Annotated in this window: 24 protein-coding genes; 20 read left to right on the plus strand and 4 right to left on the minus strand. The window is 59.9% G+C overall.

The features are described from left to right. Window positions 1-3: 3 nt before the first annotated feature. The 14 genes from PQR63_RS02370 to PQR63_RS02435 all read left to right on the plus strand — a co-directional run bounded on the left by PQR63_RS02370 (window position 4) and on the right by PQR63_RS02435 (window position 14361). Complete coding sequence (locus PQR63_RS02370) at window positions 4-837, plus strand: IclR family transcriptional regulator (RefSeq protein WP_408165299.1); 834 nt, start codon at window positions 4-6, stop codon at window positions 835-837. 5 nt (window positions 838-842) lie between these two features. Then, complete coding sequence (locus tag PQR63_RS02375) at window positions 843-1658, plus strand: SDR family oxidoreductase (protein ID WP_408165301.1); 816 nt, start codon at window positions 843-845, stop codon at window positions 1656-1658. Then, window positions 1651-3408, plus strand: coding sequence for a thiamine pyrophosphate-binding protein (locus PQR63_RS02380; protein WP_408165303.1), 1758 nt, complete (start codon window positions 1651-1653; stop codon window positions 3406-3408). Before PQR63_RS02375 ends, PQR63_RS02380 begins: the two co-directional genes overlap by 8 nt. 19 nt (window positions 3409-3427) lie before the next feature. Then, on the plus strand, window positions 3428-4228 hold the full coding sequence (locus PQR63_RS02385) for an aspartate dehydrogenase (protein WP_408165304.1): 801 nt from the start codon (window positions 3428-3430) through the stop codon (window positions 4226-4228). Window positions 4229-4247: 19 nt separating this feature from the next. Further along, complete coding sequence (locus tag PQR63_RS02390; protein ID WP_408165306.1) at window positions 4248-5744, plus strand: aldehyde dehydrogenase; 1497 nt, start codon at window positions 4248-4250, stop codon at window positions 5742-5744. Between the two features lie 82 nt (window positions 5745-5826). Continuing rightward, window positions 5827-6798, plus strand: a complete 972-nt coding sequence (locus PQR63_RS02395; protein WP_408165308.1) for a VOC family protein — start codon at window positions 5827-5829, stop codon at window positions 6796-6798. 21 nt (window positions 6799-6819) lie between these two features. After that, window positions 6820-7965: an FAD-dependent monooxygenase gene (locus PQR63_RS02400; protein ID WP_408165310.1), complete on the plus strand. Its 1146-nt coding sequence runs from the start codon at window positions 6820-6822 to the stop codon at window positions 7963-7965. Window positions 7966-7976: 11 nt separating this feature from the next. Further along, window positions 7977-8312 carry a hypothetical protein gene (locus PQR63_RS02405; protein ID WP_408165312.1) on the plus strand — a complete coding sequence of 112 codons (336 nt, stop codon included), beginning with the start codon at window positions 7977-7979 and terminating at the stop codon, window positions 8310-8312. Continuing rightward, window positions 8312-8545, plus strand: a complete 234-nt coding sequence (locus PQR63_RS02410; protein ID WP_408165314.1) for a recombinase-like helix-turn-helix domain-containing protein — start codon at window positions 8312-8314, stop codon at window positions 8543-8545. Before PQR63_RS02405 ends, PQR63_RS02410 begins: the two co-directional genes overlap by 1 nt. A 34-nt stretch (window positions 8546-8579) precedes the next feature. Then, complete coding sequence (locus PQR63_RS02415; protein WP_408165316.1) at window positions 8580-9626, plus strand: Rieske 2Fe-2S domain-containing protein; 1047 nt, start codon at window positions 8580-8582, stop codon at window positions 9624-9626. Window positions 9627-9630: 4 nt separating this feature from the next. Next, window positions 9631-10068, plus strand: a complete 438-nt coding sequence (locus PQR63_RS02420) for a RidA family protein (protein ID WP_408165317.1) — start codon at window positions 9631-9633, stop codon at window positions 10066-10068. A 19-nt stretch (window positions 10069-10087) separates the two neighbouring features. Next, the gene (locus PQR63_RS02425) at window positions 10088-11038 is read left to right on the plus strand and encodes a PDR/VanB family oxidoreductase (protein ID WP_408165318.1); all 951 of its coding nucleotides are present in this window, start codon (window positions 10088-10090) and stop codon (window positions 11036-11038) included. A 435-nt stretch (window positions 11039-11473) separates the two neighbouring features. Continuing rightward, on the plus strand, window positions 11474-12559 hold the full coding sequence (locus PQR63_RS02430; protein ID WP_408165320.1) for a porin: 1086 nt from the start codon (window positions 11474-11476) through the stop codon (window positions 12557-12559). A gap of 74 nt (window positions 12560-12633) precedes the next feature. Continuing rightward, a complete protein-coding gene (locus PQR63_RS02435) occupies window positions 12634-14361 on the plus strand; it encodes a methyl-accepting chemotaxis protein (protein ID WP_408165321.1) in 1728 nt (575 codons plus the stop codon). Window positions 14362-14364: 3 nt separating this feature from the next. Here PQR63_RS02435 and PQR63_RS02440 read toward each other — a convergent pair whose 3' ends face one another. Further along, entirely contained in the window at window positions 14365-15705 is a 1341-nt protein-coding gene (locus PQR63_RS02440; protein ID WP_408165323.1) for an LLM class flavin-dependent oxidoreductase, read from the minus strand. 18 nt (window positions 15706-15723) lie between these two features. Beyond that, entirely contained in the window at window positions 15724-16701 is a 978-nt protein-coding gene (locus PQR63_RS02445; protein WP_408165325.1) for an aliphatic sulfonate ABC transporter substrate-binding protein, read from the minus strand. Window positions 16702-16902: 201 nt separating this feature from the next. Between PQR63_RS02445 and folE the strand changes: the two genes are divergently transcribed. Both folE and PQR63_RS02455 read left to right on the plus strand, forming a co-directional pair. Beyond that, window positions 16903-17607: a GTP cyclohydrolase I gene (gene folE / locus PQR63_RS02450; RefSeq protein ID WP_408165327.1), complete on the plus strand. Its 705-nt coding sequence runs from the start codon at window positions 16903-16905 to the stop codon at window positions 17605-17607. Window positions 17608-17667: 60 nt separating this feature from the next. After that, on the plus strand, window positions 17668-18093 hold the full coding sequence (locus PQR63_RS02455; RefSeq protein WP_408165328.1) for a BLUF domain-containing protein: 426 nt from the start codon (window positions 17668-17670) through the stop codon (window positions 18091-18093). 18 nt (window positions 18094-18111) lie between these two features. On the opposite strand, the gene PQR63_RS02460 is transcribed toward PQR63_RS02455, so the two are convergent. Then, window positions 18112-19359 carry a cyclic di-GMP phosphodiesterase gene (locus tag PQR63_RS02460; protein WP_408165330.1) on the minus strand — a complete coding sequence of 416 codons (1248 nt, stop codon included), beginning with the start codon at window positions 19357-19359 and terminating at the stop codon, window positions 18112-18114. 262 nt (window positions 19360-19621) lie between these two features. Beyond that, window positions 19622-21049 carry an MFS transporter gene (locus PQR63_RS02465; protein ID WP_408165331.1) on the minus strand — a complete coding sequence of 476 codons (1428 nt, stop codon included), beginning with the start codon at window positions 21047-21049 and terminating at the stop codon, window positions 19622-19624. 319 nt (window positions 21050-21368) lie between these two features. Between PQR63_RS02465 and PQR63_RS02470 the strand changes: the two genes are divergently transcribed. The 4 genes from PQR63_RS02470 to PQR63_RS02485 all read left to right on the plus strand — a co-directional run bounded on the left by PQR63_RS02470 (window position 21369) and on the right by PQR63_RS02485 (window position 25440). Next, complete coding sequence (locus PQR63_RS02470) at window positions 21369-22940, plus strand: sensor histidine kinase (RefSeq protein WP_408165378.1); 1572 nt, start codon at window positions 21369-21371, stop codon at window positions 22938-22940. Window positions 22941-22950: 10 nt separating this feature from the next. Further along, window positions 22951-23466: a hypothetical protein gene (locus tag PQR63_RS02475; RefSeq protein WP_408165333.1), complete on the plus strand. Its 516-nt coding sequence runs from the start codon at window positions 22951-22953 to the stop codon at window positions 23464-23466. Then, window positions 23467-24870 (plus strand): sigma 54-interacting transcriptional regulator, encoded by a 1404-nt coding sequence (locus PQR63_RS02480; protein WP_408165334.1) that lies wholly within the window; start codon window positions 23467-23469, stop codon window positions 24868-24870. It abuts the gene before it with no gap. Between the two features lie 219 nt (window positions 24871-25089). Next, window positions 25090-25440: a BON domain-containing protein gene (locus tag PQR63_RS02485; RefSeq protein ID WP_408165336.1), complete on the plus strand. Its 351-nt coding sequence runs from the start codon at window positions 25090-25092 to the stop codon at window positions 25438-25440. Window positions 25441-25751: the final 311 nt, after the last annotated feature.

A 25751-nucleotide genomic window follows, 5' to 3' on the forward strand; every position in this document is an offset into this window, starting at 1 on the left:
ATCATGAACAAACCTGTGCTGCCAGAAGACGAATCGCAAGAGAAGTACCTCGTACCAGGCCTGGAACGCGGCCTGCGCCTGCTGTGTGAATTCAGCCGTCAGGACAAGACCCTGTCGGCGCCGGAACTGGCGCGCCGTCTCGACGTGCCGCGCTCCACCGTGTTCCGCCTGCTGACCACGCTCGAACGCATGGGCTTCGTCGAACGTAACGACGGCGGCCGCGACTATCGCCTCGGCATGGCCGTGCTGCGACTCGGCTTTGAATACCTGGCCTCGCTGGAACTGACTGAAATCGGCCGCCCGCTGCTGGAGCGCCTGCGCGACGAAATCGGCTACTCCTGCAACCTGGTGGTGCGCGATGGCCGCTCGATTGTTTATGTCGCCAAGTCGGTTACGCAAACCGCCTTCGCCAGCCACGTCAACGTCGGCACCCGTCTGCCTGCACACGCTACCGTGCTCGGCCGCGTCCTGCTGGAAGACCTGACCCTGGCCGAACTGCGCGAACTGTATCCGGAAGAACACCTGGAAGTTTTCTCCAGCAATACACCGAAGACCGTGGTCGAGCTGTTCGACATGGTGCAGAACGACAAGATGCGTGGTTATGTGCTGCAAGAAGGTTTCTTCGAAACCAGCATCTCCACCATCGCCGCACCGGTGCGCGATCACTCGGGCAAGGTGGTGGCCGCAATGGGCGCGACGATTCCATCGCCGCATATCGACACCGACCAGCTCGACCAGATCGTGCTCAAGGTGCGCGACACCGCCGGCGAACTGGCGCGTCTGCTTGACCATGCGCCTGAGAAATCCGGCAAGGTCGTCAACATGTGGCGGGAGTAACAGCAATGAGCATGATTCAACTCGAAGGCAAAGTCGCCGTCGTGACGGGCGGCTCTTCGGGCATCGGCCTGGCAACTGTCGAGCTGTTGCTCGAAGCCGGCGCAGCGGTCGCCTTCTGCGGCCGCAACCAGGAACGTCTGCAACAGGTGGAAGCGCAACTGCGCGCGCGCTTCCCTGCCGCAAAATTGTTTTCGTCCGTCTGCGACGTGTTGTCGCAAGAGCAGGTGCAAGCCTTTGCCGCCGCCGTGGAAGAGAAGCTCGGTGCGGTCGCTATGCTGGTCAACAATGCCGGTCAGGGTCGTGTGTCGACCTTCGCCGATACGGAAGATGCAGCCTGGACTGAAGAGCTGCGCCTTAAATTTTTCTCGGTGATTTATCCGACCCGTGCCTTCCAGCCGCAACTGCAACGCATGAGCGCTGCGCATGGCGAAGCCGCTGTGGTCTGCGTCAACTCGCTGCTGGCGATCCAGCCGGAGCCGCATATGGTGGCGACTTCCGCCGCCCGCGCCGGCATCCACAATCTGGTGCGCTCGCTGGCCACGGAATTCAGCACACACAAAATTCGCGTCAACGGCATCCTCATCGGTCTGGTGGAATCCGGCCAATGGCGCCGTCGCTTCGAAGCCCGCACCGGTGCGGATCGCGACCTGAGCTGGGAACAATGGACCCAGGCGCTGGCGCAAAAAAAGAATATTCAACTCGGCCGTCTAGGTCATCCACAGGAAGCCGCCCGCGCGATCGTTTTTCTCGCGACGCCGCTTTCTTCGTACACAACAGGCAGCCACATCGATGTTTCAGGAGGACTTTCCCGCCATGCCTAAGCAAAATCAACCCGTAGAACAAGTCACCGTCGGCTGCGCCATCGCCGCCTTTCTCGAGCAATGCAACGTCAAGGCGGCATTCGGTGTGATCTCGATCCATAACATGCCTATCCTCGACGCCTTCGGCGAGCGCGGCAAGATCCGTTTCATCCCGGCACGCGGCGAAGCCGGCGGCGCCAACATGGCCGACTCGTATGCACGCACCACCGGCGGTCTGGGCGTTTGCCTGACCTCTACCGGCACCGCCGCCGGCAACGCCGCCGGCGCCATGGTCGAAGCACTGACCGCCGGCACGCCGCTGCTGCACCTGACCGGCCAGATCGAAACGCCTTACCTCGATCAAAGCCTGGCCTACATCCACGAAGCGCCGGATCAACTGTCGATGCTCAAAGCGATCTCCAAGGCCGCTTTCCGTATTCGCAGCACCGAGACCGCCGTCAGCACCATCAAGCTGGCCGTGCAGACCGCACTGACGCCGCCGATGGGCCCGGTCAGCGTCGAGATTCCTATCGACATCCAGGCTGCACTGATCCCGATGCCGTCCGATCTGCGTCCCTTGCCGATCGCCGTGCAAGCGCCTTCCGAACTCGCACTCGATGAACTGGCCGAGCGTCTGCTCAAAGCCAAGCGTCCGCTGCTGTGGCTGGGCGGCGGTGCGCGCAAGGCAAGCAAGCAAGTGCAACGTCTGCTGGACCTCGGTTTCGGCGTGGTCACCAGCACGCAAGGCCGCGGCATCGTCGCGGAAGACGACGCACGTTCGCTGGGTGCCTTCAACCTGCACAAGCCGGTCGAGAATTTTTACCAGACCTGCGACGCTGTCGTCGTGATCGGTTCGCGCCTGCGCGGTAACGAAACACTGAAATACGAACTGAAACTGCCGCGTCCGCTGTACCGCATCGACGCCGATCCATCGGCGGAAGGCCGCTGCTACAACAGCGACCACTTCGTCTGCGGTGATGCTGCATTGGCACTGGAAGGGCTGGCCGATCGTCTCGAAAAACGCAAGAGCGCCATCCAGATCGATCCGGCTTTCATGGGCGACCTGCAAAAGGCACGCGACACCGCTGTTGCCGGTTTGATCGATGGTCTGGGCCCTTACAGCGCGCTGGTGGAGCAAGTACAAAAAGCCGCCGGCCGCAAGTTCAACTGGGTGCGCGACGTCACGGTGTCGAACAGCACCTGGGGCAATCGCTACCTGCGTATTTTTGATCCGCTGGCCGGCGTTCACGCACTCGGCGGCGGTATCGGCCAGGGTCTGGCAATGGGCATCGGCGCTGCCATCGGCGCAGCGGTAACCGCATCGGGCAAGAAGACCTTCACCCTGGCCGGCGACGGCGGCTTCATCCTCAACTTGGGTGAGCTGGCGACTGCCGTGCAAGAGAAGGCCGACATGATCATCGTGCTGATGAACGACAAGGGTTACGGCGTCATCAAGAACATTCAGGACGTGCAATACGGTGGCCGCCGCCACTATGTCGACCTGCATACGCCGGACTACGCACAACTGTCGCAAGCACTGAGCCTGCGCCACGCCCGCGTCAGCAACCTGGCCGATGTCGAAGGCGCACTGAAGAACGCCTTGTCCGAGTCCGGTCCTTTCCTGTTGGAAATCGACATGCTGACCATCGGTAGCTTCAAGACCGCTTTTGCGGGCCCGCCGGTGACGGAAAAAGCCGCGGCTGAAGCCGCAGCCGCTTCCATCGCCACGACCAAAACTGCCGCAGCTACAGTTACAGCTGCAGCAGTCTGAAGAGACTGAGGAGAAACCCATGTTGCATGTTTCGATGATCGGTTGTGGCGCCATCGGCGTCGGCGTGATGGAGCTGCTGAAAAGCGATCCGGAAGTCGCCTTCGATGTCGTCATCGTTCCGGAAGCGAACATGGCGAACGCCCGCACCGTGGTGTCGTCGCTGGCTCCCAAGGCCCGCGTCGAGACCCGTCTCGGTGATGATCGCCCCGATCTGCTGATCGAATGCGCCGGCCATCACGCGATTGAAGAGCACATCATCCCGGCGCTGCTGCGCGGCATCCCCTGCATGGTGGTGTCCATCGGCGCGCTGTCGGAACCCGGTCTGGTCGAAAAGCTGGAAGCCGCGGCACGCGAAGGCAAGACCCAGGTGCAATTGCTGTCGGGCGCCATCGGTGCCATCGACGCTTTATCGGCTGCACGCGTCGGCGGTCTGGACTCGGTGGTCTACACCGGCCGCAAGCCGCCTAACGCATGGAAAGACACGCCGGCCGACGGTCCTTTCGACCTCGCCAATCTCACGGTTGCGACGGTGATCTTTGAAGGCACTGCACGCGAAGCCGCGCGTTTGTATCCGAAGAACGCCAACGTCGCTGCGACCTTGTCGCTGGCCGGTCTCGGCCTCGATCACACGCAAGTGCGTCTGTACGCCGACCCGGGTGTAACGGAAAACGTGCATCACGTCGAAGCCAAGGGCGAGTTCGGCGGCTTCGAGCTGACCATGCGCGGCAAGCCGTTGGCCGCCAATCCGAAGACCTCGGCGCTGACCGTATTCAGTGTGGTGCGTGCGCTCGGTAATCGTGCACATGCACTGTCCATTTAAGTGATGTGAACCACAAATCATGACCGAACTGAATCTCAACGAAACATCGCCGATCTCATTGCCAATCTGTATCGCGGGTGAATGGCGTCTGGGCGGCGGCGATCGCTACGCCACGCTGTACCCGGCTACCGGCGAAGCGGTGGCGTATCTGAATGCCGCCAGCGTGGCCGATGTCGAAGAAGCCATCGTCGGCGCCGACAAGGCCTTCCGCACCAGCGGCTGGGCGCAAAAGAAACCGCATGAGCGCGCCATCGTCCTGTACCGCGTCGCCCAACTGATCCGCGAACGCGGCGAAGCATTGGCGCAACGTCAGCGTCTCGACAACGGCAAGCCGATCACCGAGACACGCAATCTGGTTGGTAGCGCTGCTGCAACGTTTCAATTTTTCGCCGCTGCTTGCGAAACATTGGAAGAAACCATTACCCCGATGCGCGGCGACAACCTGACCATGAGCGTCTACGAAGCCATGGGTGTGGTCGCGGCCATCACACCATGGAATTCGCCGATCGCCAGCGAAGCGCAAAAGATGGCGCCGGCACTGGCCGCCGGCAATGCCGTGGTGGTCAAGCCTGCCGAAGTCACGCCGCTGATGGCGCTGGAACTGGCAAAGATCTGCGAAGAAGCCGGTGTGCCGAAAGGCCTCATCAGCGTGCTGCCCGGCAAAGGCTCCGTGATCGGCGACGCCATCACGCTGCATCCGCTGGTCAAGCGCGTGTCCTTCACCGGCGGCACCACCACCGGTAAGCACATCGCCCATATCGCCGCCGACAAGATGATGCCGGTCTCGCTGGAACTGGGCGGCAAGTCGCCGACCATGGTGTTCGAAGACGCCGACATCGACCACGCCGTGGCCGGTGTGCTGTACGGCATTTTCAGCAGCTCGGGCGAATCCTGTATCGCCGGTTCGCGCCTGTTCGTGGCGCGTAGCATTTACGACAGTTTCATGGAACGTCTGGCCGCGGGCGCGGCAGCATTGCGCGTCGGCGATCCGGCTGATGAACGCACGCAAATGGGCCCGCTGATCACTGCGCGCCATCGCGAAGGCATCGAATCCTACGTCTCCATCGGTGTCGCTGATGGCGGCCGTATCCGCACCGGTGGTACGCGTCTTGCAGGCGATCAGTTTGCGCGCGGTTACTACTACTCGCCGACCATCATCGAAGGCGTCACCAACGATCAGCGCATCTGCCAGGAAGAGATTTTTGGACCGGTGCTGGTGGCGATGCCGTTCGACAATGAAGAAGATTTGATCGCACAAGCCAACGACAGCGTGTACGCATTGGCAGCCGGCATCTGGACGCGTGACTACAAGAAGGCATGGCGTTTCGGCCGTGCGGTGCAAGCCGGCAATGTGTGGATCAACACCTACAAGCAGTTCTCGATTTCGACGCCATTCGGCGGCTGGCGCGACAGCGGACTGGGACGCGAGAAAGGCCGCCTCGGCATCCTGCAATACATGGAGCAGAAGAGCATGTATTGGGGATTGAATGAGAACCCGCTGCCGTGGGCCGGCTAAGTTAAATGCGTTAAACGCGTTAATTGCGTTAATCGCCGCCGCGACCGTGAAGCATGCGTCGGGTGGCAACAAGGAGTAAGAAATGGATGTATTAGGAATCGACGAAATCACCTACGGCGCGGACGACATGCCCGCTTGCCGTCAGTTCTTCCTCGACTGGGGCATGACGCTGGCGCAAGAGAGCGCCGAGGCGTTGGTGTTCGAATCGCAAAACGGTTGCCGCGTAATCGTGCGCAACAGCGCTGATCCGACCTTGCCGCCGGCCATCGAAGCCGGTCCGACCTTGCGTGAAGTGGTGTGGGGCGTGTCGTCGGCAGACGTGCTGCCGAAATTCGCAGAACGCATCAAGGAACTGCCGGGCTACATCAATGATGGCAAGCGCGTCGGCTGTACCGATCCGAACGGCCTGGCCGTGCGCTTTCAGGTTTCGCAAAAGCGCGACGTGCAAGTCGAGTGCGCGACCATGAACACCTGGAATGAAAAGAACCGTATCAACCAGCGCAGCCCCGTGTACGACCACGCCTCGCCGATCGAAGTCGGCCACGTCGTGTTCTTCGTCAAGGACGTCAAGGCCTGCGAAAAATTCTACTGCGAGAACTTCGGCTTCGTACCGTCCGACCGCTATCCGGAACGCGGCGCTTTCCTGCGTTGCGCTGACGTCGGCGGCCACCACGACATCTTCCTGCTGCAACCGCCGGAAGCACGTTCGGGCCTGAACCACGTTGCCTTCACCGTACGCGATATTCACGAAGTTTTCGGCGGCGGCATGCACATGTCGCGCAAGGGCTGGGACACGCAACTGGGCCCGGGTCGTCATCCGATCTCGTCGGCGTATTTCTGGTACTTCAAAAACCCTGCCGGCGGCCTGATCGAGTACTACGCCGATGAAGACCAGCTCGACGCCGACTGGGAGCCGCGTGATTTCGAACCGGGTCCGACAGTGTTTGCCGAATGGGCGATCGACGGCGGCATCGATGGCAACACTCGCCGTCAAAAGAATGCGCAAGGGCCGACAGGAAAATTTCTGACCGACCGTCAACCGACACACAAGTAACAAGTAATTGGAGCAAGCCAGATGTCTTCTTTCAAAATCGGTATTCTCGGCGCGGGCATTGGTGGTCTGACTGCCGCCATAGCGCTGTATCGCGCCGGCCATGACGTGGTCGTGTACGAGCAGTCCAAGCAATTCCTGCGCGTCGGCGCCGACATCAATCTCACACCAAATGCCGTGCGTGCACTCGACGGCCTTGGCATCGCGGATGCTGTACGCCGCACCGCTGCGCGCCCGACCCATCGTATCAGCCGTACCTGGGACAGCGGCGAAGAAACCTCGCGTCTGGAAATGGGCGACACCGCCGAAAAGAAATACGGCGCACCGCAACTGACCATCCATCGCGCCGACTTGCTGGCGGCGTTGGCGGAAGTCTTCCCGGCCGAACGCGTGCAATTCGCCAAGCGTGCCGAAGCGATTGTTGAAGACGCACAAGGCATCACACTGAGCTTCACCGACGGCACCACCGACAAGGTCGACGTGCTGATCGGTGGCGACGGCATCCACTCCGCCGTGCGCAGCGCCATGTTCGGCAAGGAAAGCCCGCGCTTCACCGGCGTGGTCGCCTTCCGCGCCGTGATCCCGGCCGACAGCGTGGCGCAGGTGCCGAACCTGCAAGCCTTCACCAAATGGTGGGGCCCGAATCCGGAGAGTCAGATCGTCACCTTCCCGCTCAACTGCGGCAAGGACATTTTCATCTTCGCCACCACCGCGCAAGAAACCTGGCATCTCGAATCGTGGACCACGCCGGGCAGCGTGCAGGAACTGCGCGACAGCTACGCCGGTTTCCATCCCGACGCCACTGCACTGCTGGACGCCTGCGATGAAGTATTGAAGACCGCGCTGTACGAGCGCGATCCGTTGCCGCACTGGTCCAAGGGCCACATGACATTGCTCGGCGACGCCAGCCATCCGATGATGCCGTTCATGGCGCAAGGCGCGGGTATGGCGATTGAAGACGCCGTGGTGCTGGCGCGTTGCCTGGAAAAAGTGACGACCGTCGACGGCATCGATGAGGCGCTGAAAACCTATCAGGAACTGCGCCTGGAACGCACCAGCAAAATCCAGATCGGTTCGCGCGGCAACAACTGGCTGCGTGAAGGCGGCAATGCGGATTGGGTGTACGGCTACGACGCCTGGGCTATTCCGCTCGAAGCCGAAACGGTCTGAGGGGCTGAGCCATGAGTGATTCCGAAAACAAGTCTGAGCTGATGCTGCTGACCGTGCTGCTCAAGCACGATCAGTCGAAGAATCTGGAAGACATCCAGGCGCACATGAAGAAGGTCGGCTGGTGGGATCGGTTTCCCGTCGAAGGCACGCGCGTGGTGTCGTGGACCGTGGCCATGGGCCTGGGTCAGATTGTCACGCTGGAACTGCCGCCGGCCTTGCTGCCGCTGGTGAACGTGGAGCTGGAACGCTCCGCCTGGGGTGTGTTCCGCACGGAATGCTACCCGACTTACGATTTTGTACCTGTGCGTGAGCGTATCCGCGAGCGCGTCAAGAATGGAGGCCAATAATGGTTGCAACAGTCCCAGAGGTTTATCTCAATCCCCATCAGGCGCGTCGTCGTGCGCCGACCCAGTATGAAGATCTGCTGGGCGATTCCATCGAGCGTGCCTATGGTTCGGGCATCACCGAGCTGGCGGCGCTGGTCGCGCATCTGAATCGCACCGGCCCCGGCTGCCCGTACAACAACGGCGTCTGGACGGAAGAAAATTATCAACAGGAAATCGCGCGTCTGGCTGCCTAAGCCGACAGTCCGCTTACCCTCAGGAGAATAGTCAATGAGAACGACAGCCAATGATCCGGTCGATGCGGTCCTCGCCGTTGGATTGAAAGATTTGTGGTACCCGATTTGCCCATCCGAATTCGTCGCCGAGCGCCCTGTGTCGCTGCGCCGTCTGGGCAAGAAGTTTGTCCTCTGGCGTGAAGCCAACGGCGCCCTGCACGCGCTGGAAGATCACTGTCCGCACCGCGGCGCACCGCTGTCGATGGGTATCGCCATGGGCGACCGCATCGCCTGCGGCTACCACGGCGTGCAAGTGCGTTTTGACGGCGTCGTCATGAGCGTGCCCGGCAGTCCTGGCTGCAAACTGGAAGGGGCAAAAGCCACCCGTTCGTATCACGTCACCGAAGCCTGCGGCGCGATCTTCCTGTTCAATGCCAGCAGCGATATCGCCGAACCGCCGCCGCTGCGTCTGCCGGAAGAACTGACCAGCCCCGAGTATTCCAACTTCCTGTGCTACACCGAATGGAAGGGCGACTACCGCTACGTGCTGGATAACGTCATGGATCCGATGCATGGCACTTTCCTGCACAAGCAATCGCACTCGATGGCTGAAGGCGACAACACCGCCTCGTTCGGCATCCGCGAAACCGATATCGGTTTCGTGTTCGAAAAAGAAGGCCAGCGCGACGTCAACTTCGACTGGACCGAATGGGCCGACACCGATTTGCACTGGATGCGTCTGGCGATCCCGTATCCGAAGACCGGCGGCCCGGGCGGCAGCTTCGTCATTGTTGGTAGCTATACGCCTATCGTCGACAACATCGCCGCCGTCTTCCACTGGCGTTGCCGCAAGCTGACCGGCTGGCAAAAAGACACCTGGCGCTTCCTTTATCGCAATCGTCTGGAAGCGCGTCACTGGAACGTGCTGGAGCAAGACCGTGCCGTGCTGGAAGTGATGGAGCCGGACGCCAACCAGCGCGAAATGCTGTACCAGCACGACATGGGCATCGTCCGCTTGCGTCGTCACATGCGCAACCTCGCCAAGGAACAACTGGCGAAGGAAGAAGCCGCGCAGGAAAGCAAATCAGCAAAGGCCGCATAAGTCGATGACCACAGTCCAGATGCAGAACGTGAAGCATATCAAGACCGACAAGGTGGCCGAGCTGGCCACGGCGACGTGGTCGAATTGCCTGGTGATCGGCAATGAGATTTCCATGTCGGGCATGACCGCGCATCCGGCTTCGCGCAACAGCGTTCTATCGACTTATGAGCAGACGCTGGTGGTGCTGGGCAAGGTGCGCGATCTGGTGGAAGCGGCCGGCGGCACATTGGGCAGCATCTACAAGCTGGTGATTTATGTGAAGGACATCGCGGACAAGGATGAAGTCGGCCGTGCGCGCCGCGATTTCTTCGCCGCGCCGCAGCCATGTCCTTTCCCATGTTCGACGCTGGTGGAAGTCAGCGGCCTGGTGTTTCCAGAATTGACGGTCGAGATCGATGCATTCGCGCGGCTCGACATCGATTTGCAGCAAGCAGTGAATTAATAAATTCGATAGGTTCAGTATGAGCAGCTCTCTTCTTTCCGTCCGTGTCCAGGCCATGCGTTTTGAAGCGCAGGGCATCGTCAGCGTCGAGCTGATGTCGCCTGAAGGCGTGGAGTTGCCTGTCTTCGAAGCCGGTTCGCACATCGACCTGCATCTGGCCAACGGCATCGTGCGCAGTTATTCCTTGTTGAACGCGCCGGCCGAACGTCATCGCTATGTGGTCGGCGTGCTCAACGACCGTAACAGCCGTGGTGGTTCGCGCTATGTGCACGAGCAATTGCGTGTCGGAGCGACGTTGACGATTTCCGCGCCGCGCAACAACTTCCCGGTTGACGAGAGCGCCGCGCATTCGGTGCTGGTCGCCGGCGGTATCGGCATCACGCCGATCTCTTGCATGCTCAATTACCTGCGCGGCAAAGGCAAGTCGGCCGAGCTGCTGTATTGCGCGCGCTCACGTGCAGAGGCAGCTTTTGCCAACGAGCTGTTGCAACAGTCGGACGTAAACAGCCACTTCGACGCCGAGAAAGGCGGCCCGCCGGACCTGCGCGCCTTCCTCGCGAGCAAGCCGAAGGACGCGCATTTCTACTGCTGCGGCCCGACGCCGATGCTCAACGCCTTCGAAGCAATCTGCGCCGAACTCGATCTGCCCAACGTGCACATCGAGCGTTTCGCCGCCGCCGAAAACGTTGAAGCTGTGCAAGGCGATGAATACGTCGCCGAACTGGCGCGCAGCAAAAAGTCGGTCACGGTACCGGCTGGTAAATCCTTGCTGGATGCGCTGCTGGATGCCGGTCTCGATGTCGACCACAGCTGCCGCGAAGGCGTCTGCGGCGCCTGCGAAACCAAGGTGTTGGAAGGTGAGCCGGAACATCGCGACGGCGTGCTGAGCAAGGCAGAAAAAGCCTCGAACAAGATGATGATGGTGTGCGTCTCCGGCTGTAAAGGACGCCGCCTGGTACTCGATTTATAAGGAGCTTCCGATAAAGCATCGCTAGCCGTGTTGCGCCAACTTGCCGTGCATTCGCACTGTCTGCGTCGGCGCGCCTTGCTATCGATACTTTCTCGACACCTCTATGTAGTGCTTAGAAATGCCCGCGCAAGCGCCGGGCATTTTTTTGAGCCAGAACATTTTGTGGAACGTTGATTCATGGGTGAAACAAAGGCCTGGTTCAACGCTCCGCGAACCTGTTCAAGGTCCGTAGCGAGAGGCCATCAGCTGGTGGCGCCCGGAGCGCAAAAACCGGAGTGTACTTGGGTACACGAGGATTTTGAGCACCGGACGACGCCAGATCATGGCCTCGCAGTAGGACATTGGGCAGGTTAAAGGATTCACCTTTCATCGGCGCGGGGCAGATGAGAGCAGTGAACGCGGCGTCAGCCGTGCTTAATTGAAGGGGAGTTTTTCATGAAGAAGGTACTCTTTGCCGTCGCCGCCACCGGCTTCGCGGCAAGCGCATTTGCCCAAAGCAACGTGACGATCTACGGTAGTCTGGACGCAGGCGTGGCATACATCAACAACCTCGGCGGCGGTTCCGTTACACGCCTGGATCAGGGCACTATGCAGCCGGACCGTATTGGTTTCCGCGGTAGTGAAGACTTGGGCGGTAACCTGAAGGCCAACTTCCAGCTGGAAACCGGCTTTTACACCGACACCGGCAGCCAGCCGACAGCAGGCAAGCTGTTCAACCGCTACAGCACCGTCGGCCTGTCCGGCGACTTCGGCGCGGTGGTGATGGGCCACATGCCTGATATCGTGTTCGACTACGTCGGCAAGCTGTCCAATGGCTATCAACTGACCAACTGGTACCTGTTCCACCCGGGTAACCTGGACAGCCTGGCCAACACCTACCAGTCCGACAATGCAGTGCGCTACACCACACCGACCTGGTCGGGCTTTCAGGCGAGCGCGATGTACGGCTTCGGCGAAGTGGCGGGCGACAGCGGCAACGGTCGCAACATTAGCACCGGCGCTACTTACACCAATGGTCCGTTGCGCGCAGCGTTCGCTTATTCCAAGCTGAACAATCGCGCCGCCGGCTATGCAGGTGCTTTCCTGTCGAGCGTCGGCCTGGGTACTGCAGCGACCGTCTTCAACAGCCTGACGACAACGGCCGGCGGTATCGGTTACACCATCGGCAACGTGCGTCTGAACACCGACTACACGCAAGTCAAGATCGCCTTGCCTACCGGCCGGACACCGAAACAAAAGAACTTCGATCTGGGTGCCGCATGGCGCTACGCAACGGCTGACACACTGAACGTCGGCTACAGCTTGTCCAAGCTGGAAGGCGCACGCTGGAACACGGTCAGCCTGAGCAACGTGCATGCCTTGTCGAAGCGCACCGAGCTGTACGCGCAAGTGGCGTACCAACGTGCAGGCGGCGATGCGAAGTTTGCCGTCATGAACGGTACGGGGGCAGGCGGTGCAACCGGCGTGTCCGGTGGTTCCGGTCAGATGGTGACGACCTTAGGCATGCATCACTCGTTCTAAGTCGCAGTCAATGTAGTAGTGCAACCCGGCGCCGACCGACATCCCGGCGCCGGTTTGTTTTTGGGGGGAAGAAGATGACGAAATTGAAACTTGGTGCGCGGCTTGGCCTGGCGTTTGGCCTGGTGGTATTGCTGCTGATCGGCATTACAGGCCTCGGCATCCAGAGTCTGGGCGCGCTGCATGACGGCACGCAACTGATCGTGAAGAATCGCTATCCGCAAGTGGTGGTCGCCAACGACATCGTGCTGCAGATTAGCGACAACGCCATTGCCATGCGCAACATCCTGCTGATCGACGATCACGATACCTTGCTCAAGGAAATTCAGCGCATCGAAGACGGTGAAAAGGGCATCAACGCCAATCTCGCCACGCTCCAGCAAATGCTGTCGAGCGATATGGGGCGCAAGTCTTTCGGCGAGATCTCCGCACTGCGCGAGACGTATGAAAAAGGCCAGAAGGAATTCCTCAAGCTGGCTTCCACCGGCGCCACCATGGATGCGTCGCAGTTGCTGCTGACATCCTTGCGCACGGATCAGCAGAATTATATCAACCGCGTCAAAGGCTTCATCAAGGGCGGTTCCATCGTGATGGCCAAGAGCAGCGTCGAGGCCAGCGATCTCTATCACAGCAAGACCGTCATCATGCTGAGCATGGCAGCCGTGGCCGTGTTGCTGGCTTGCGGTTTTGCGTACTGGATCACGCGTTCGATCACGCGTCCCGTCAATCACGCGGTGCAGGTAGCACAGAGTGTCGCCGCAGGCGATCTCAGCAGTCACGTCGAAGTGACCTCGCAGGACGAGATCGGCCAGTTGCTGATGGCGTTGAAAGAGATGAATGGCAGCCTCACCAACATCGTGTCGGAAGTGCGCACCGGTGCAGATACCATCGCTACCGCGTCGAGTGAAATCGCTACCGGCAACCTCGACTTGTCGAGCCGCACGGAACAGCAGGCCGGTTCGCTGGAGGAGACCGCCGCGACGATGGAACAGTTGACCTCTACCGTCAAGCAGAATGCCGAGAACGCGCGCCAGGCCAATCAACTGGCGGCGACCGCCTCCGACGTCGCGACGCATAGCGGCTCGGTGGTGGCGCAAGTGGTGACAACCATGGGTTCGATCAGCGAATCGTCGCGCAAGATCGTCGACATTATCAGCGTGATTGACGGCATCGCTTTCCAGACCAATATTCTCGCGCTCAATGCTGCAGTGGAAGCGGCCCGTGCAGGTGAACAAGGCCGTGGCTTTGCCGTCGTCGCCAGCGAAGTACGCAGTCTGGCGCAGCGTTCGGCCGGCGCGGCGAAAGAGATCAAGGCGCTGATTGACGACTCGGTGGAAAAGGTCGACATGGGCAGCAAGCTGGTCGAACAGGCCGGCAGTACCATGGACGAGGTCGTCGCCAGCGTCAAGCGCGTGAGCGACATCGTCGGTGAAATCAGCTTCGCCAGCCAGGAGCAAAGCTCAGGCATCGAGCAGGTCAATCAAGCCATTACGCATATGGATGAAGTGACGCAGCAGAACGCCGCGCTGGTCGAGCAAGCTGCGGCTGCAGCGCAATCCTTGCAGGATCAGTCAGCCAATCTGGCGCAGGTGGTGGGCGTGTTCCGTCTTGGTTCTCAAGACTTTGCGCACGGTGCGCCGCGCCTGGCGAAACCGGTGGCTTCGGCGGTTGCTTCTGCTCCACGCATTGCAGCACCGGTGGCGCGCAAGCTTGCGCGAGCGCCCGCATCTGCACCAGCGCGGACGCCAGCATTGGTGAGCACTTCCGGCGTACCGGCCGGCGACGGCGATTGGGAAACGTTCTAAGGCTTAAGTAAAACGATTCTGCGGACGCGCCAGCCCCAGATGCTGGCGCAGTGTATCTCCTTCATACTCGCGGCGGAACAGGCCGCGTTCCTGCAAGATCGGCACGACCTGTTCGACGAAATCGGTCAGCGATTCGGGCAGGTAAGCCGGCATCAGGTTGAAGCCGTCACAGGCGCCGCTGCCGAACCATTCGGCGAAGTTGTCGGCGATCTGTTCGGCAGTGCCGGCCACCACCCGGTGCGAGCGGCTGCCGCCGAAGCGTTTGCCGAGCTGGCGCAAGGTCAGATTGTCGCGCTTCGACATTTCCTGCACCAGCTTGTAGCGGCTTTGATTGCCGCGAATATTTTCCAGTTCAGGCAGCGGTTCGTCCAGCGAATACACGGACAGATCATGGTTCATGCTGTCGGACAGCAGCGCCAGTCCGCCCAGCGGATGTACCAGATCTTCCAGATGGCGTAGTTTTTCTTCGGCTTCGGCCTGCGTCGCGCCGATGATGGGCATGACGCCGGGCAGGATCTTGATGCTGTCGGGTGTACGGCCGTATTTGAGGACGCGCGCGTGGATGTCGTTGCGGAATTCACGCGCAGCCGCGATCTGCGGCTGCGATGAAAAAATCACCTCTGCCGTCTGCGCAGCAAAGTCTCGTCCCGTGTCCGACGAACCCGCCTGAATCAATACCGGATGCCCTTGTGGCGGACGTGTCACATTGAGCGGACCGCGCACGCCGAACCAGTCGCCCTTGTGATGCAGGTAGTGCACCTTGGAGGGATCGGCGTAGATGCCATTCTCCTTGTCGAGCACCAGCGCATCGTCTTCCCAGCTATCCCATAATTTGGTCACGACATCGAGGAATTCGTGCGCGCGGCCGTAGCGGGTCTCGTGTTCCAGATGTTCCTGCTTGCTGAAGTTGAGCGCTTCGCCGTCGTTGGTCGAGGTGACGATATTCCACGCGATACGGCCGCCGGTGAGGTGATCCAGCGTGGCAAAGGCGCGCGCCAGAAAAAACGGCTCGTTGTAGGTCGTGGAGGCGGTGGCGGCCAGACCGATCTTGTCCGTAATCGCACCGAGTGCGCCGAGCAAGGAGATCGGTTCAGGCCGCGCTTGTGCGAGGTAGCGCACGGTCGTGTCGAAGCGATTATCGAAGCGGTCGGAAATCGCCAGCCGGTCAGCAAAGAAAATCAGGTCGAACTTACCCGCTTCAGCCGTCTGCGCCAGCTTCTTGTAATAGGCGAAGTTCATGGTGTTGGCCGGATCGACGCCGGGAAAGCGCCAGCCGGCCGCATGGTGGCCGACCGACATGAGGAAGGCGCCGAGGTGCATCTGTTTGGATGGGGAGGTAGACATGAAGATTTATCCAGCGAATTATTTGACGGAGACCGAGGCGTCCTTGACCTGCACGGCCTTGGGAATCAGCTTGTAGCGGAAGAAGGTGTTGGCGACTTCCTGCTGCGCTTCGACGATATTGGGCGGCAGCGGGTAGGCGACACCCCAGGCCTGGCGTGTCAGGGCGAGCTGCCAGATTTTCAGCGGTACGCGCGTGTCTTTTTCGAGGAAGCGTGCGGTTTCGTCGGCGTGTTCTTTGGCGTATTGCTCGGTGTCGTTGAGCTTGTCGAGTGTGATGCGCAGAATGGCCGGATAGCTTGCGGCAAACTTTGCCGGCGCGACGTAAAAACTGTACTGCGGCGTCAGTTTGGACGCGGTCACCAGAGGGCGGGCGCCGATGTTCTGTTCGATATCTGCCAGACGCGGATCGGGCACCACCCAGGCGGCGACGTCCCCGCGCTCAAAGGCCGAGCGCGCTTCGCTGTATTGCAGATAGGCGAAGACGATGTCGTCCGGCTTCATGCCGTCCTGCTCCAGCGCCTTGAGCAGCAGGTATTGTCCGGCGGATCCTTTGGCGACGGCAATCTTCTTGCCTTGCAGGTCTTTCATGCGGCGTGCAGTGGACTCTTTTGGCACTACGACGGCGTAGTTGTCTTTATATGCAGCGGCGTAACCGACATAGCGAATCTCGGGCGCACCGCCGGCCTGGGCAAAAACCGGCGGTGTAGAACCGACGAAGCCGAGATCGATGTCGCCGGCGTTGAGCGCTTCCACCATCGGCGGGCCGAAGGGAAATTCGAACCATTTGACGGTGACGCCGTTGGGCGCGAGCGCTTTTTCCAGCTCACCGCTGGCTTTGAGGATGACCAGGCTGTTGCCTTTCTGATAGCCGATGCGGAATTCCTTGGGGTAGGAAGCGGCGGGCGAGGCGGCATGGGCGGCTGAGAAGACGGCGAACAGGCACAAGGTGAGCGCCAGCAGCACGCCGAGGGCGCGCTTGAAAGTGAGGATGAACATGGGGTTTCCAACGGAGAGTGACAGTACGAGCGCTGACGATAGCACCGGCGTGACGCAAAATTAACGACTGTTTCCGCATGACGATATGCGGCGGATTTCTATCGCGGATGTAGCATTGCCACGGCTCGCAAATGAATGTGCGGTTTCGGGGCATAATGTCGGCAATATCATTCGCACTGCGCCGTCGCGCGCAATTCCACAATGGCAACAGACCAACCACGAAAAAACGTGCATGACGAGCTGGTTTCGGCCCGCATCCGCGCACGCATCAAAGCTGCCGGCGTACGTTTTCACGCCAACGACAATATTGCTGAATTCATTCAGGACGGCGAGCTGGAAGCGCTGCAGGCTGAGGTGCAGGCCAAGCTGGCCGGCGTGCTCGAGAGCCTGGTGATCGACGTCGAGAGCGATCACAACACGCAGGATACGGCCAAGCGCGTGGCCAAGATGTATTTACAGGAAGTCTTCCGAGGCCGCTATCAGGCACCGCCGCCGGTGACGGAATTCCCGAATATCGAACGTCTGAACGAACTGATGATCGTCGGCCCGATCACGGTGCGCAGCGCTTGCTCGCATCATCTGTGTCCGATCATGGGCAAAGTCTGGGTCGGCGTGATGCCGAACGAGCACTCCAACCTGATCGGCTTGTCCAAGTATGCACGCCTGATCGAGTGGATCATGAGCCGTCCGCAGATCCAGGAAGAAGCCGTGTCGCAGGTCGCCGATCTGCTGATGGAAAAGTTGCAGCCGGATGGTCTGGCCATCGTGATGGAAGCGGATCACTTCTGCATGCACTGGCGCGGCGTCAAGGATACCGAGTCGAAGATGATCAACAGCGTCATGCGCGGTTCTTTCCTGCGCGACGCCAACCTGCGCCGCGAGTTTCTGGCGCTGATCAGGAAATAAGCGGAAGCAATTTTTTCCGTTATCAATTCGCCATTAATCTGCAAGCCGAAAGGAAGCATCATGCTGGTTCGTCTGATCTACGCAAGCCGTGCCTGTGAACCCATCACCCAGGAGCTGGTCGATACCGTCCTGGCGACGGCGCGCCGTCACAATCCCGCCAATGGCGTCACCGGCGTGCTGTGCCACAGCGATGATGTTTTCGTGCAGGCGCTGGAAGGCGGACGTGATCAGATCAATCATCTGTATGCGCGCTTGTTGCAGGACAAGCGGCACAAGGACGTGGTCTTGCTGTGCTATGAAGAAATCGGCGTACGCCAGTATTCGTCGTGGACGATGGGCAAGGTACGTTTGGACAAGGTCAATCGTTCGCTGCTGCTGAAGTATTCGAGTACCGGCGTGCTCAACCCCTATGATGTCTCGGGCTGTGCGACGGTGGCATTGCTGGAGGAGTTGGCGGCGGCGGGTGCGTTTGCCGTGCGTGACTAATTCAGTAGCTAAAGCAGCTTAATTCAATCCGCTGGAAGCCCAGATGGTTTCCAGATTCGGCAGGTTCGGCATCTTGGACGGGTCTGCATACGAGGCGATCTTGTCGCCGCTGCGAGTGGTGGCAAGGTCGACGATCTCGATCGGCAGCATCGACATCGTCGTCGCCGAGAAAAACACTTTCACTTTTGGCGTCAGCAGCGAACCGGGATGCTGATCGATGACGATGCCTACCTTCCCCGAGTGCATCAGCACACAGGATCCGGTCGGAAAAATTCCCACGCTCTTGATGAAGGCCTCAAGGACACTTTCTTCGAAGTGGCCCTGGTTGTTGGCCATGCGCTTGATCGAGTGGCCCGGTTCCCAGCCCGGCTTGTAGGGCCGGTTCGAGGTAATTGCGTCATACACGTCGCAGACTGCACCCATCTTCGCCATCAATGAAATCTGGCTGCCCTTGAGGTTGAAGGGATAGCCGCTGCCGTCGATTTTTTCGTGATGGTGCAACGAGACGTCGAGCGCGGCGTCGCCGATGCCGTCAACGCCGCGCAGGATGGCGTGGCCGGCTTGCGCATGCTTCTTGATGGAATTGAATTCGTCGTCGGTCAGCTTGCCGGGTTTGTTGAGGATGTCGGTAGGGACTGCCATTTTGCCGATGTCGTGCAGCAAGCCGGCCAGACCTGCTTGCCGGGTTTCTTCCGGCGACAGGCCGAGCTGATGGCCGAGAGCAATCATCAGCGCGCACACGGCGACCGAATGCATGTAGGTGTAATCGTCAGAGGTTTTCAGCCGCGCGAGGCTGATCAGTGCGCCGCGGTTGCGCGATACCGAGGCAGTGATTTCCTGCACTACCGGCATCGCTTGTCTGACGTCTAACGCTTTGCCCATGCGGGTTTCGTTAAACATGGTCATGATGGCTTTTTTGGAGCCGGTCAATACACGTGCGGCTTGGACACGCTCTTGCTCGGCACCGACCTGAACGGAAATTTTTGCTTGCCGCGGTTTGACTGTTTCGGCTTCAGATTCAGGCGCCGGAGTAGTCGTGGGTGAGGTAGCAACGGCAGGCTTGGGCGCATCTTCGACAATGATGTCGCGGCCCTTGGTTGTATCGATCAGGATTTCATCGATCTTGGCAGAACGTAGCGTCTTCAGATCTTCGTATTTTTCCAGCTTGAAAGAACCCCGCCAGAATGGATGATTCATCCACGGGCCTGGGATCTCCTGGACATACATGCCAAGACGAAGTTGATCGGGTGCAATACGCTTCAACACTGCCGGTCTCCGTTGGAGGCGTTAGAAAGGTTGCTGCTGTGAAAGGTGCATGAATCGTGGGTTTGAGGCGACTCAGCACGGCGATTGCATGTGCTTATCGTAGCAGAACCTGCTCGGAATGTGGCTGGTGTTTGTGACAGTATTTTGTTGCGACTTTATACAATTGCGAAGAAAAAACGGCACGCAAAAATGCGAACCGCGAACAAGTTGCAATCTGATTTGCAATTTGTTCGCGGTGACGAAACGGCATGACTTGCGTCGGCTATTTTTTGGCGTAGGAAGCTGCCGGGTTGGTGGTCAACAAGCGCAGGAAACTCGCCAGACAGGCAGCGCCGGCAAAGCCGGCGCCGAGGCCGAGTGCAAGTCGCGAACCGTGCAGGGCCGACACGCTGAAGCAGAGTGCCACCAGCGCTGCGCCAATGCTTTGTCCGAACAGACGCGCGGTGGCGACGATGCCGCTGGCGCCGCCGCTACGCTCCGGTGGGGCGCTGGTCATCAACGCTTTCAGATTGGGTGACTGGAAGAAACCAAAGCCCATGCCGCACACCAGCATGCGCCACGAGATATCGAACACGCTCGGGTTGGCCGGCATCAGGGTCATCAGCACCAGGCCGATACATAACAGCGCCAGACCGAAGCCGCCGAGCATTCCGGCCGGATAACGATCGGACAAACGTCCGGCGATCGGCGCCATGATGGCGACGGCGACCGGCCATGGCGTCATCAGCAGACCGATGTCGACTTGGCTGCGGCCGAGATCGTGATGGAAGAAAAAGGGCAGCGAGACGAATGCCAGGCCTTGTGCTGCAAACGAACACACTGCCGTGACTGCCGACAGCGCGAACATCGGTCGGCGGAACAGATCGACCGGTAGCATCGGCGCAGGATGGGAAGCCTCGCGACGCATCAGCAGGTAACCGCACACCAGCGCCGCGATGAATTCCATCGCCACTAAGGTGGTGTCGGCCTGATGCGCGCCTTCGCCGATAGCCAGGATCAGCAGGCCGAAGGCGGCAGCATTGAGCAAGGCGCTCTTGATATCAAAGTGGTGGGTGGATTTTGGTGTGTGCGGCAGCGCAGGGATCGCCATCAACAAGCCGATGATGCCCAGCGGCACATTGACCGCGAACAACCACGGCCACGGTGCGATCGCCAGAATCCCCGACGCGACGCTGGGGCCGACGGTGAAGGCGATGGCGACGATCAGGGTGTTGATACCGACACCGCGTCCGAGCGAACGGGTCGGGTAGATGTAGCGGATCAGCGCCGTGTTGACGCTCATGATGCCGGCGCCACCCAATCCTTGCAGGAAGCGCGCGACCGTCAGCGAGGGTAGCGACCATGCCACCGCGCACAGCAGCGATGCCGCGGTGAAGAGCGCGAGTCCGGCGATGTAGATACGGCGGTAGCCGACGATTTCACCCAGCGCGGCCAGCGGCAACAGCGACACCATCATCGCCAGCTGGTATGCGGTGACGATCCAGACCGAGGCGGCAGGCGTGGTGTTGAGATCCTTGGCCATGACCGGCAGCGCTGTATTAGCGATGGCCGTGTCCAGCGTGGCCAGGCCGACGGCAATCAGCAGCGTGATAATGGCGAGCGTGCGTTTGTCGTCCGGCAGCCCTTCTCCGGCAATGACGATGTGATGATGTGGGGCGGAGGCGGTAGCCGTGGACTTCGAAGGTTCCATTGGAGCGGTAGTCGGGTAGCAGGTGAGGAAGAAGGTAGGGGGCTGGCATGAAAGCCTCAAAATCGCGGGAAAAGCGCGAAAAATTTGAGATTTCATAGGCCGAACCGCCCGGACAAAAGCCTCGGCCATGATATACGGGAACCGCCGACGCTGCAGGCGAGGGCGAATTTGCGGCGGCGTACGGCACCTCTGTAGCCGTTCACAGTCCTAGTTGCATGGCGATATTGATTTCAAGTATTTTCTAAAGAATATAAGATAGATTTCTGATTCGATGGCGCCGGTGTTTACAATGGCGCTCTATCCTAGCGAGAACGATTTCATGTTAAAGCAGGCTGTTTTACAACAACCGGTATCTCATTCTCCCGCTTCCCGACCGACCGGCGTCTTGCCGGGATTGTCGTTTCGCCAGCTGTTGCTGGCCGCATTCCTGCTGATTGCCGCGCTGCTGAGCGGTACTTCCGTGCACGCTTTGTTTACCTTGGAACGCATGTCAGCGCACAGCCGCGAGACGGCCGGGCAAGCCGTGCGATTGACGGAGCAGGCGCAACGTCTGGCGGAACGCACGGTGGCCATGGAGCGTAGCGCACGGCAATTTCTGGTGCTGGAGGATTCTGCTTTCCGCGATCGCTATGCCGAAGCATGGCAGCAGGCCAAGTCGTCGCTGGCCGAATTGCAGCAAGCGCTGCCGCAGGCGCCTGCCGATCTGTTTGCCTCTTGGAACACCTATGGCGAGGCAGCCTGGGCAGTATTGCAGTCGGATCAGGGGGCCACTCTGCCGGTGTCGCCCGTGCCGGGCAAAAACTCAGCGCAGAATGCCGCACAAACTGCCGCGCAGAAGCTGGCACAAAACCAACGCAAGCTTGATCAGCAAGCTTTGTTCCAAGCCTTTGCGCATTTGCCTGCCCTCAACGAGCAACTGGCGGCCGAGAGCAAGCGCGAGGTGGAGCGACGCAATAATGCCTTGTCCAACGATCTGGAGCAGCAACGCAAGATGCTGACTTTCCAGGTCATCGGCGCCATCGTGCTGGCAGTGCTGCTGGCGTTCTGGTTCGGCATGTGGCTGTCGAGGCCGCTGGCGCGCATGGAGGCGGCGATCGGGCGACTTGGCGACAATCGTTTCGATCAGCCGATTGTGGTCAAGGGACCGGCCGACTTGCGCAGGCTCGGTCAGCAGCTTGACTGGCTGAGGCAACGGCTGGCGGATCTGGAGGCGGAAAAGTCGCGCTTCCTGCGCCATGTTTCGCATGAGCTGAAGACGCCGTTGGCGGCCTTGTGCGAAGGCGCGGCGCTGCTGGACGACGAAGTGGCCGGCAAACTGACTGACAGCCAGCGTGAGATTTCGCGCATCCTGCGTCAGAACACGCTGTCGTTGCAGAACCAGATCGAGGATCTGCTGCGCTACAACGAGGTGGCGTTTGACGCCCAGCGCATCAACCGTCTGCCGGTTGATCTGCGCGCGCTCATATATAAGGTAATTGACGACCAGCGGCTGCAATGGGTAGCGCGCGGTCTTAAAGTCGAGGTTGAAGGCGCCGCCAGGACGGCGGTGCTTGACCCGGACAAGTTTGCGATCGTGCTGGCCAATCTGCTGTCGAACGCGGTGCGTTTCAGTCCGCAGGGCGGGACGATACGGTTTGTGCTGTCGGGCAGCGAAGGCCGCGTACGTATCGATTGCGTCGATCAGGGACCGGGCGTGGCGGCAACCGATGCACACCGGATCTTCGATCCTTTCTATCAGGGCCTGAACCAGCCGCAAGGCGCGCGTCACGGTAACGGCATCGGTTTGTCGATCGTGCGCGAGTATGTACTGGCGCATAACGGCGATGTTCAACTGGTGTCGCGTGAGGGCGGCGGGGCACATTTCCGTATTGAGCTGCCGGATGAAAGCTAGAGTCACTTCCATGAAAACAAAAATACTTCCTTTACTTTTGAGTCTTCTGAGTTTGCTGTTGGCGGCGTGTGCGACGCCGGCGCCACCGGAAGCGCCGACTACGACCGTCAAACTGGTCACGACGGTAGGCGGCATGGACGATTTGCTGATCTATCACCAGACTTTGCGTCGCTTGTCGCAGCAGGAGCTGGGTCGTGAATTGCAGGCGCTCAATGCGCGTCAGGGCGGCGCCATGCTGGCGATGCAAAAAGCCATGGTGCTCGGCCTGACGCATGACGCCAATGATCTGGCGCGCGCGCAGGTGCAGCTTGGGTCGGTGTTGAATGCCACGGATTCCGACGCGGTGGCCCTGAAGCCGCTGGCACAACTGCTGGTGAGCAACTATGCAGAGATGCGCCGCTTGAGCGACAGCGCCGAAAAGGCGGGGCAGCAGGCCAAAGAGAGCCAGCGCCGCATGGATCAGCTGAATGAAAAGCTTGAAGCGCTCAAGAACATCGAGCGCACCTTGCCAGGTCAACTTAAATAGATGGACAAGCCCGTGAGCAGCCCGCGTTATTTGCTGCTGGTCGATGACGATCCGGATCTGCTGCGGTTGTTGTCGTTGCGCCTGACAGCCAATGGCTATCGGGTGACGGCGGTGGGTAGCGCCGAAGCGGCGCAGGCACAAATGGCGATCGAGCTGCCGGCGCTCGTGATCAGCGATATCCGCTTGCCGGGCAAGGACGGTCTGGCGCTGTTCGATGAAATCCGCGCGCAGTATCCGGCCTTGCCGGTGATCCTGTTGACGGCGCACGGCACCATTCCCGATGCAGTCGATGCCACCACACGCGGTGCGTTTGCGTATCTCACCAAACCTTACGACGCCAAGATTCTGCTCGCCAAGATTGCGCAGGCGCTGAGCCTGACTGCTTGCGACGAGGTTGCGGGCGACGCAGCCGGGGTCGGCGACGACGCCTGGCGCGAAGAATTGATCAGTCGCAGTCCGCGTATGGCGGAGGTCTTGTCGGAAGCACGCCTGGTGGCCGTGTCGGACGCCAGTATTCTGATCCGCGGCGAAAGCGGCACCGGCAAGGAACTGCTGGCGCGCGCCATCCATCGTGCCAGCCGCCGCGCCAAGGCGCCGTTCATCGCGGTCAATTGCGCGGCGATTCCGGAGCAGTTGCTGGAGTCGGAACTGTTCGGCCACGTCAAAGGCGCGTTCACAGGTGCGGTGGAGCATCGCAAGGGTTTGTTCCAGGCAGCGAATGGCGGCACCTTGTTTCTCGACGAGATCGGCGACATGCCGCTGCCGCTTCAGGTGAAGTTGCTGCGCGTCCTGCAAGAACGCACGGTGCGCCAGGTCGGCGCCAACGACGCCGTGCCGGTGGATGTGCGGATATTGTCGGCGACGCATCGCGATCTGGATGTCGCCATGGCGGACGGCTCGTTTCGCGAAGATCTCTATTACAGGCTGAATGTCGTGACGCTGGTGCTGCCGGTATTGGCCGAGCGCCGGGAAGATATCGCTTTGCTGGCGAATCATTTCCTGCAGTTGATTGCCGCAAAGTATCAGAAAAAGCTCAATGGCTTTGCGCCCGATGCGCTGGAAGTGCTGATGATGGCTTCCTGGCCCGGCAATGTGCGGCAGCTTTATAACGTGGTTGAGCAGGTCTGCGCATTGTCGACGGCGCCCTTGATCTCGACGGCACTGGTGCAACGCGCCCTGCGTGTACCGGCGTTGGAGGTACTGCGCTATGCCGACGCCAAGCAGCGGTTTGAGCGGGACTATCTGATTCAGCTGCTGAAATTGACGGACGGCAACGTCACGGATGCGGCCCGTCTGGCAGACAGAAACCGGACCGAGTTCTACCGTCTGCTACAGAAAAACGGCCTCGATCCCAGTGTTTTCCGCGGAGATGACGAGGGTGTCGCCGCAGAGCGACAAGAATAAGCCTTTAAAAATCAGTGACTTAGTTGAAGTGAGCTGGATAGTGTCGCTCTCAGGCGACGAAAATCGGCGTTTTGGGCGGGTTTATTGCGGGTCGGTAGCGACGAATTTTTATAAGCCTCTGAATTCATTGAAGTTTTCTGATCTGGCATGGCCTTTGCGAAGGAGAGGGTAGGTAGCGCTTAAAGCGTTGTCTTTCTTTCTCACTATAAGGACATCATTATGCAAACCACTAAAACGATCTCGACGCTGGTTACTGCCGCTTTCCTGACCGCTGTTGCCGCGCCAGCTGTCTATGCCGCCGACGCTTCTACTGATTCGTCGACTTCCAGTTCGACGCAAAAAGCTGGCGCCTATGTAGACGACTCCGTCATTACTGCGAAGGTGAAGGCCGCCTTTGTGGAAGATAGCCAGGTGTCGGCCCTGAAGATCAAGGTCACTACCAAGAAGGGTATCGTTACCTTGGCTGGTGCCGTACCTAATGCCGAAGCCGGGCAACATGCTCTGCAAGTTGCCGCTGCCATCGACGGCGTGAAGGACGTGAAGAGTGCTCTGACCGTCAAGGCGAGCTAATTTGAGCCCTTTGTTGCAGCGCTCATGATGAATTGATTGCTGCACTGAAACAAAAATTCAGCCCACCCCGCAAGGGGTGGGCTGAATGCATTTGAAGTTTAAAAATTTTTTTAGGCTCGAAATTCAGTGCTGATGCGGGTTTGCGGCAAGGTGGTGTAAAAAGTTTAAATAATTTGGCAAAAATAGTTGCACGGATCTGAAAACCTTTGCTATAGTTCGCCTCCCCGCTGACGAAGCGACGCAGCAAAAAGCAAGGCGCAGCGAGCTAGGCGGGGATCTGCTGCTGACAAACAAAACGATTTGTTGGCGAT

Origin of the sequence: Herbaspirillum rhizosphaerae, assembly GCF_046025915.1 — a bacterium.
Classification (GTDB): domain Bacteria; phylum Pseudomonadota; class Gammaproteobacteria; order Burkholderiales; family Burkholderiaceae_D; genus Herbaspirillum; species Herbaspirillum rhizosphaerae_A.

Coding starts and splice junctions, on each gene's coding strand:
- PQR63_RS02470 (WP_408165378.1), top strand. CDS start 21,369: ATGTTAAAGCAGGCTGTTTTACAACAACCGGTATCTCATTCTCCCGCT.
- PQR63_RS02435 (WP_408165321.1), top strand. CDS start 12,634: ATGACGAAATTGAAACTTGGTGCGCGGCTTGGCCTGGCGTTTGGCCTG.
- PQR63_RS02430 (WP_408165320.1), top strand. CDS start 11,474: ATGAAGAAGGTACTCTTTGCCGTCGCCGCCACCGGCTTCGCGGCAAGC.
- PQR63_RS02405 (WP_408165312.1), top strand. CDS start 7,977: ATGAGTGATTCCGAAAACAAGTCTGAGCTGATGCTGCTGACCGTGCTG.
- PQR63_RS02465 (WP_408165331.1), bottom strand. CDS start 21,049: ATGGAACCTTCGAAGTCCACGGCTACCGCCTCCGCCCCACATCATCAC.
- PQR63_RS02480 (WP_408165334.1), top strand. CDS start 23,467: ATGGACAAGCCCGTGAGCAGCCCGCGTTATTTGCTGCTGGTCGATGAC.
- PQR63_RS02375 (WP_408165301.1), top strand. CDS start 843: ATGAGCATGATTCAACTCGAAGGCAAAGTCGCCGTCGTGACGGGCGGC.
- PQR63_RS02475 (WP_408165333.1), top strand. CDS start 22,951: ATGAAAACAAAAATACTTCCTTTACTTTTGAGTCTTCTGAGTTTGCTG.
- PQR63_RS02485 (WP_408165336.1), top strand. CDS start 25,090: ATGCAAACCACTAAAACGATCTCGACGCTGGTTACTGCCGCTTTCCTG.
- PQR63_RS02370 (WP_408165299.1), top strand. CDS start 4: ATGAACAAACCTGTGCTGCCAGAAGACGAATCGCAAGAGAAGTACCTC.
- PQR63_RS02385 (WP_408165304.1), top strand. CDS start 3,428: ATGTTGCATGTTTCGATGATCGGTTGTGGCGCCATCGGCGTCGGCGTG.
- PQR63_RS02425 (WP_408165318.1), top strand. CDS start 10,088: ATGAGCAGCTCTCTTCTTTCCGTCCGTGTCCAGGCCATGCGTTTTGAA.
- PQR63_RS02395 (WP_408165308.1), top strand. CDS start 5,827: ATGGATGTATTAGGAATCGACGAAATCACCTACGGCGCGGACGACATG.
- folE (WP_408165327.1), top strand. CDS start 16,903: ATGGCAACAGACCAACCACGAAAAAACGTGCATGACGAGCTGGTTTCG.
- PQR63_RS02440 (WP_408165323.1), bottom strand. CDS start 15,705: ATGTCTACCTCCCCATCCAAACAGATGCACCTCGGCGCCTTCCTCATG.
- PQR63_RS02455 (WP_408165328.1), top strand. CDS start 17,668: ATGCTGGTTCGTCTGATCTACGCAAGCCGTGCCTGTGAACCCATCACC.
- PQR63_RS02415 (WP_408165316.1), top strand. CDS start 8,580: ATGAGAACGACAGCCAATGATCCGGTCGATGCGGTCCTCGCCGTTGGA.
- PQR63_RS02420 (WP_408165317.1), top strand. CDS start 9,631: ATGACCACAGTCCAGATGCAGAACGTGAAGCATATCAAGACCGACAAG.
- PQR63_RS02400 (WP_408165310.1), top strand. CDS start 6,820: ATGTCTTCTTTCAAAATCGGTATTCTCGGCGCGGGCATTGGTGGTCTG.
- PQR63_RS02380 (WP_408165303.1), top strand. CDS start 1,651: ATGCCTAAGCAAAATCAACCCGTAGAACAAGTCACCGTCGGCTGCGCC.
- PQR63_RS02390 (WP_408165306.1), top strand. CDS start 4,248: ATGACCGAACTGAATCTCAACGAAACATCGCCGATCTCATTGCCAATC.
- PQR63_RS02410 (WP_408165314.1), top strand. CDS start 8,312: ATGGTTGCAACAGTCCCAGAGGTTTATCTCAATCCCCATCAGGCGCGT.
- PQR63_RS02445 (WP_408165325.1), bottom strand. CDS start 16,701: ATGTTCATCCTCACTTTCAAGCGCGCCCTCGGCGTGCTGCTGGCGCTC.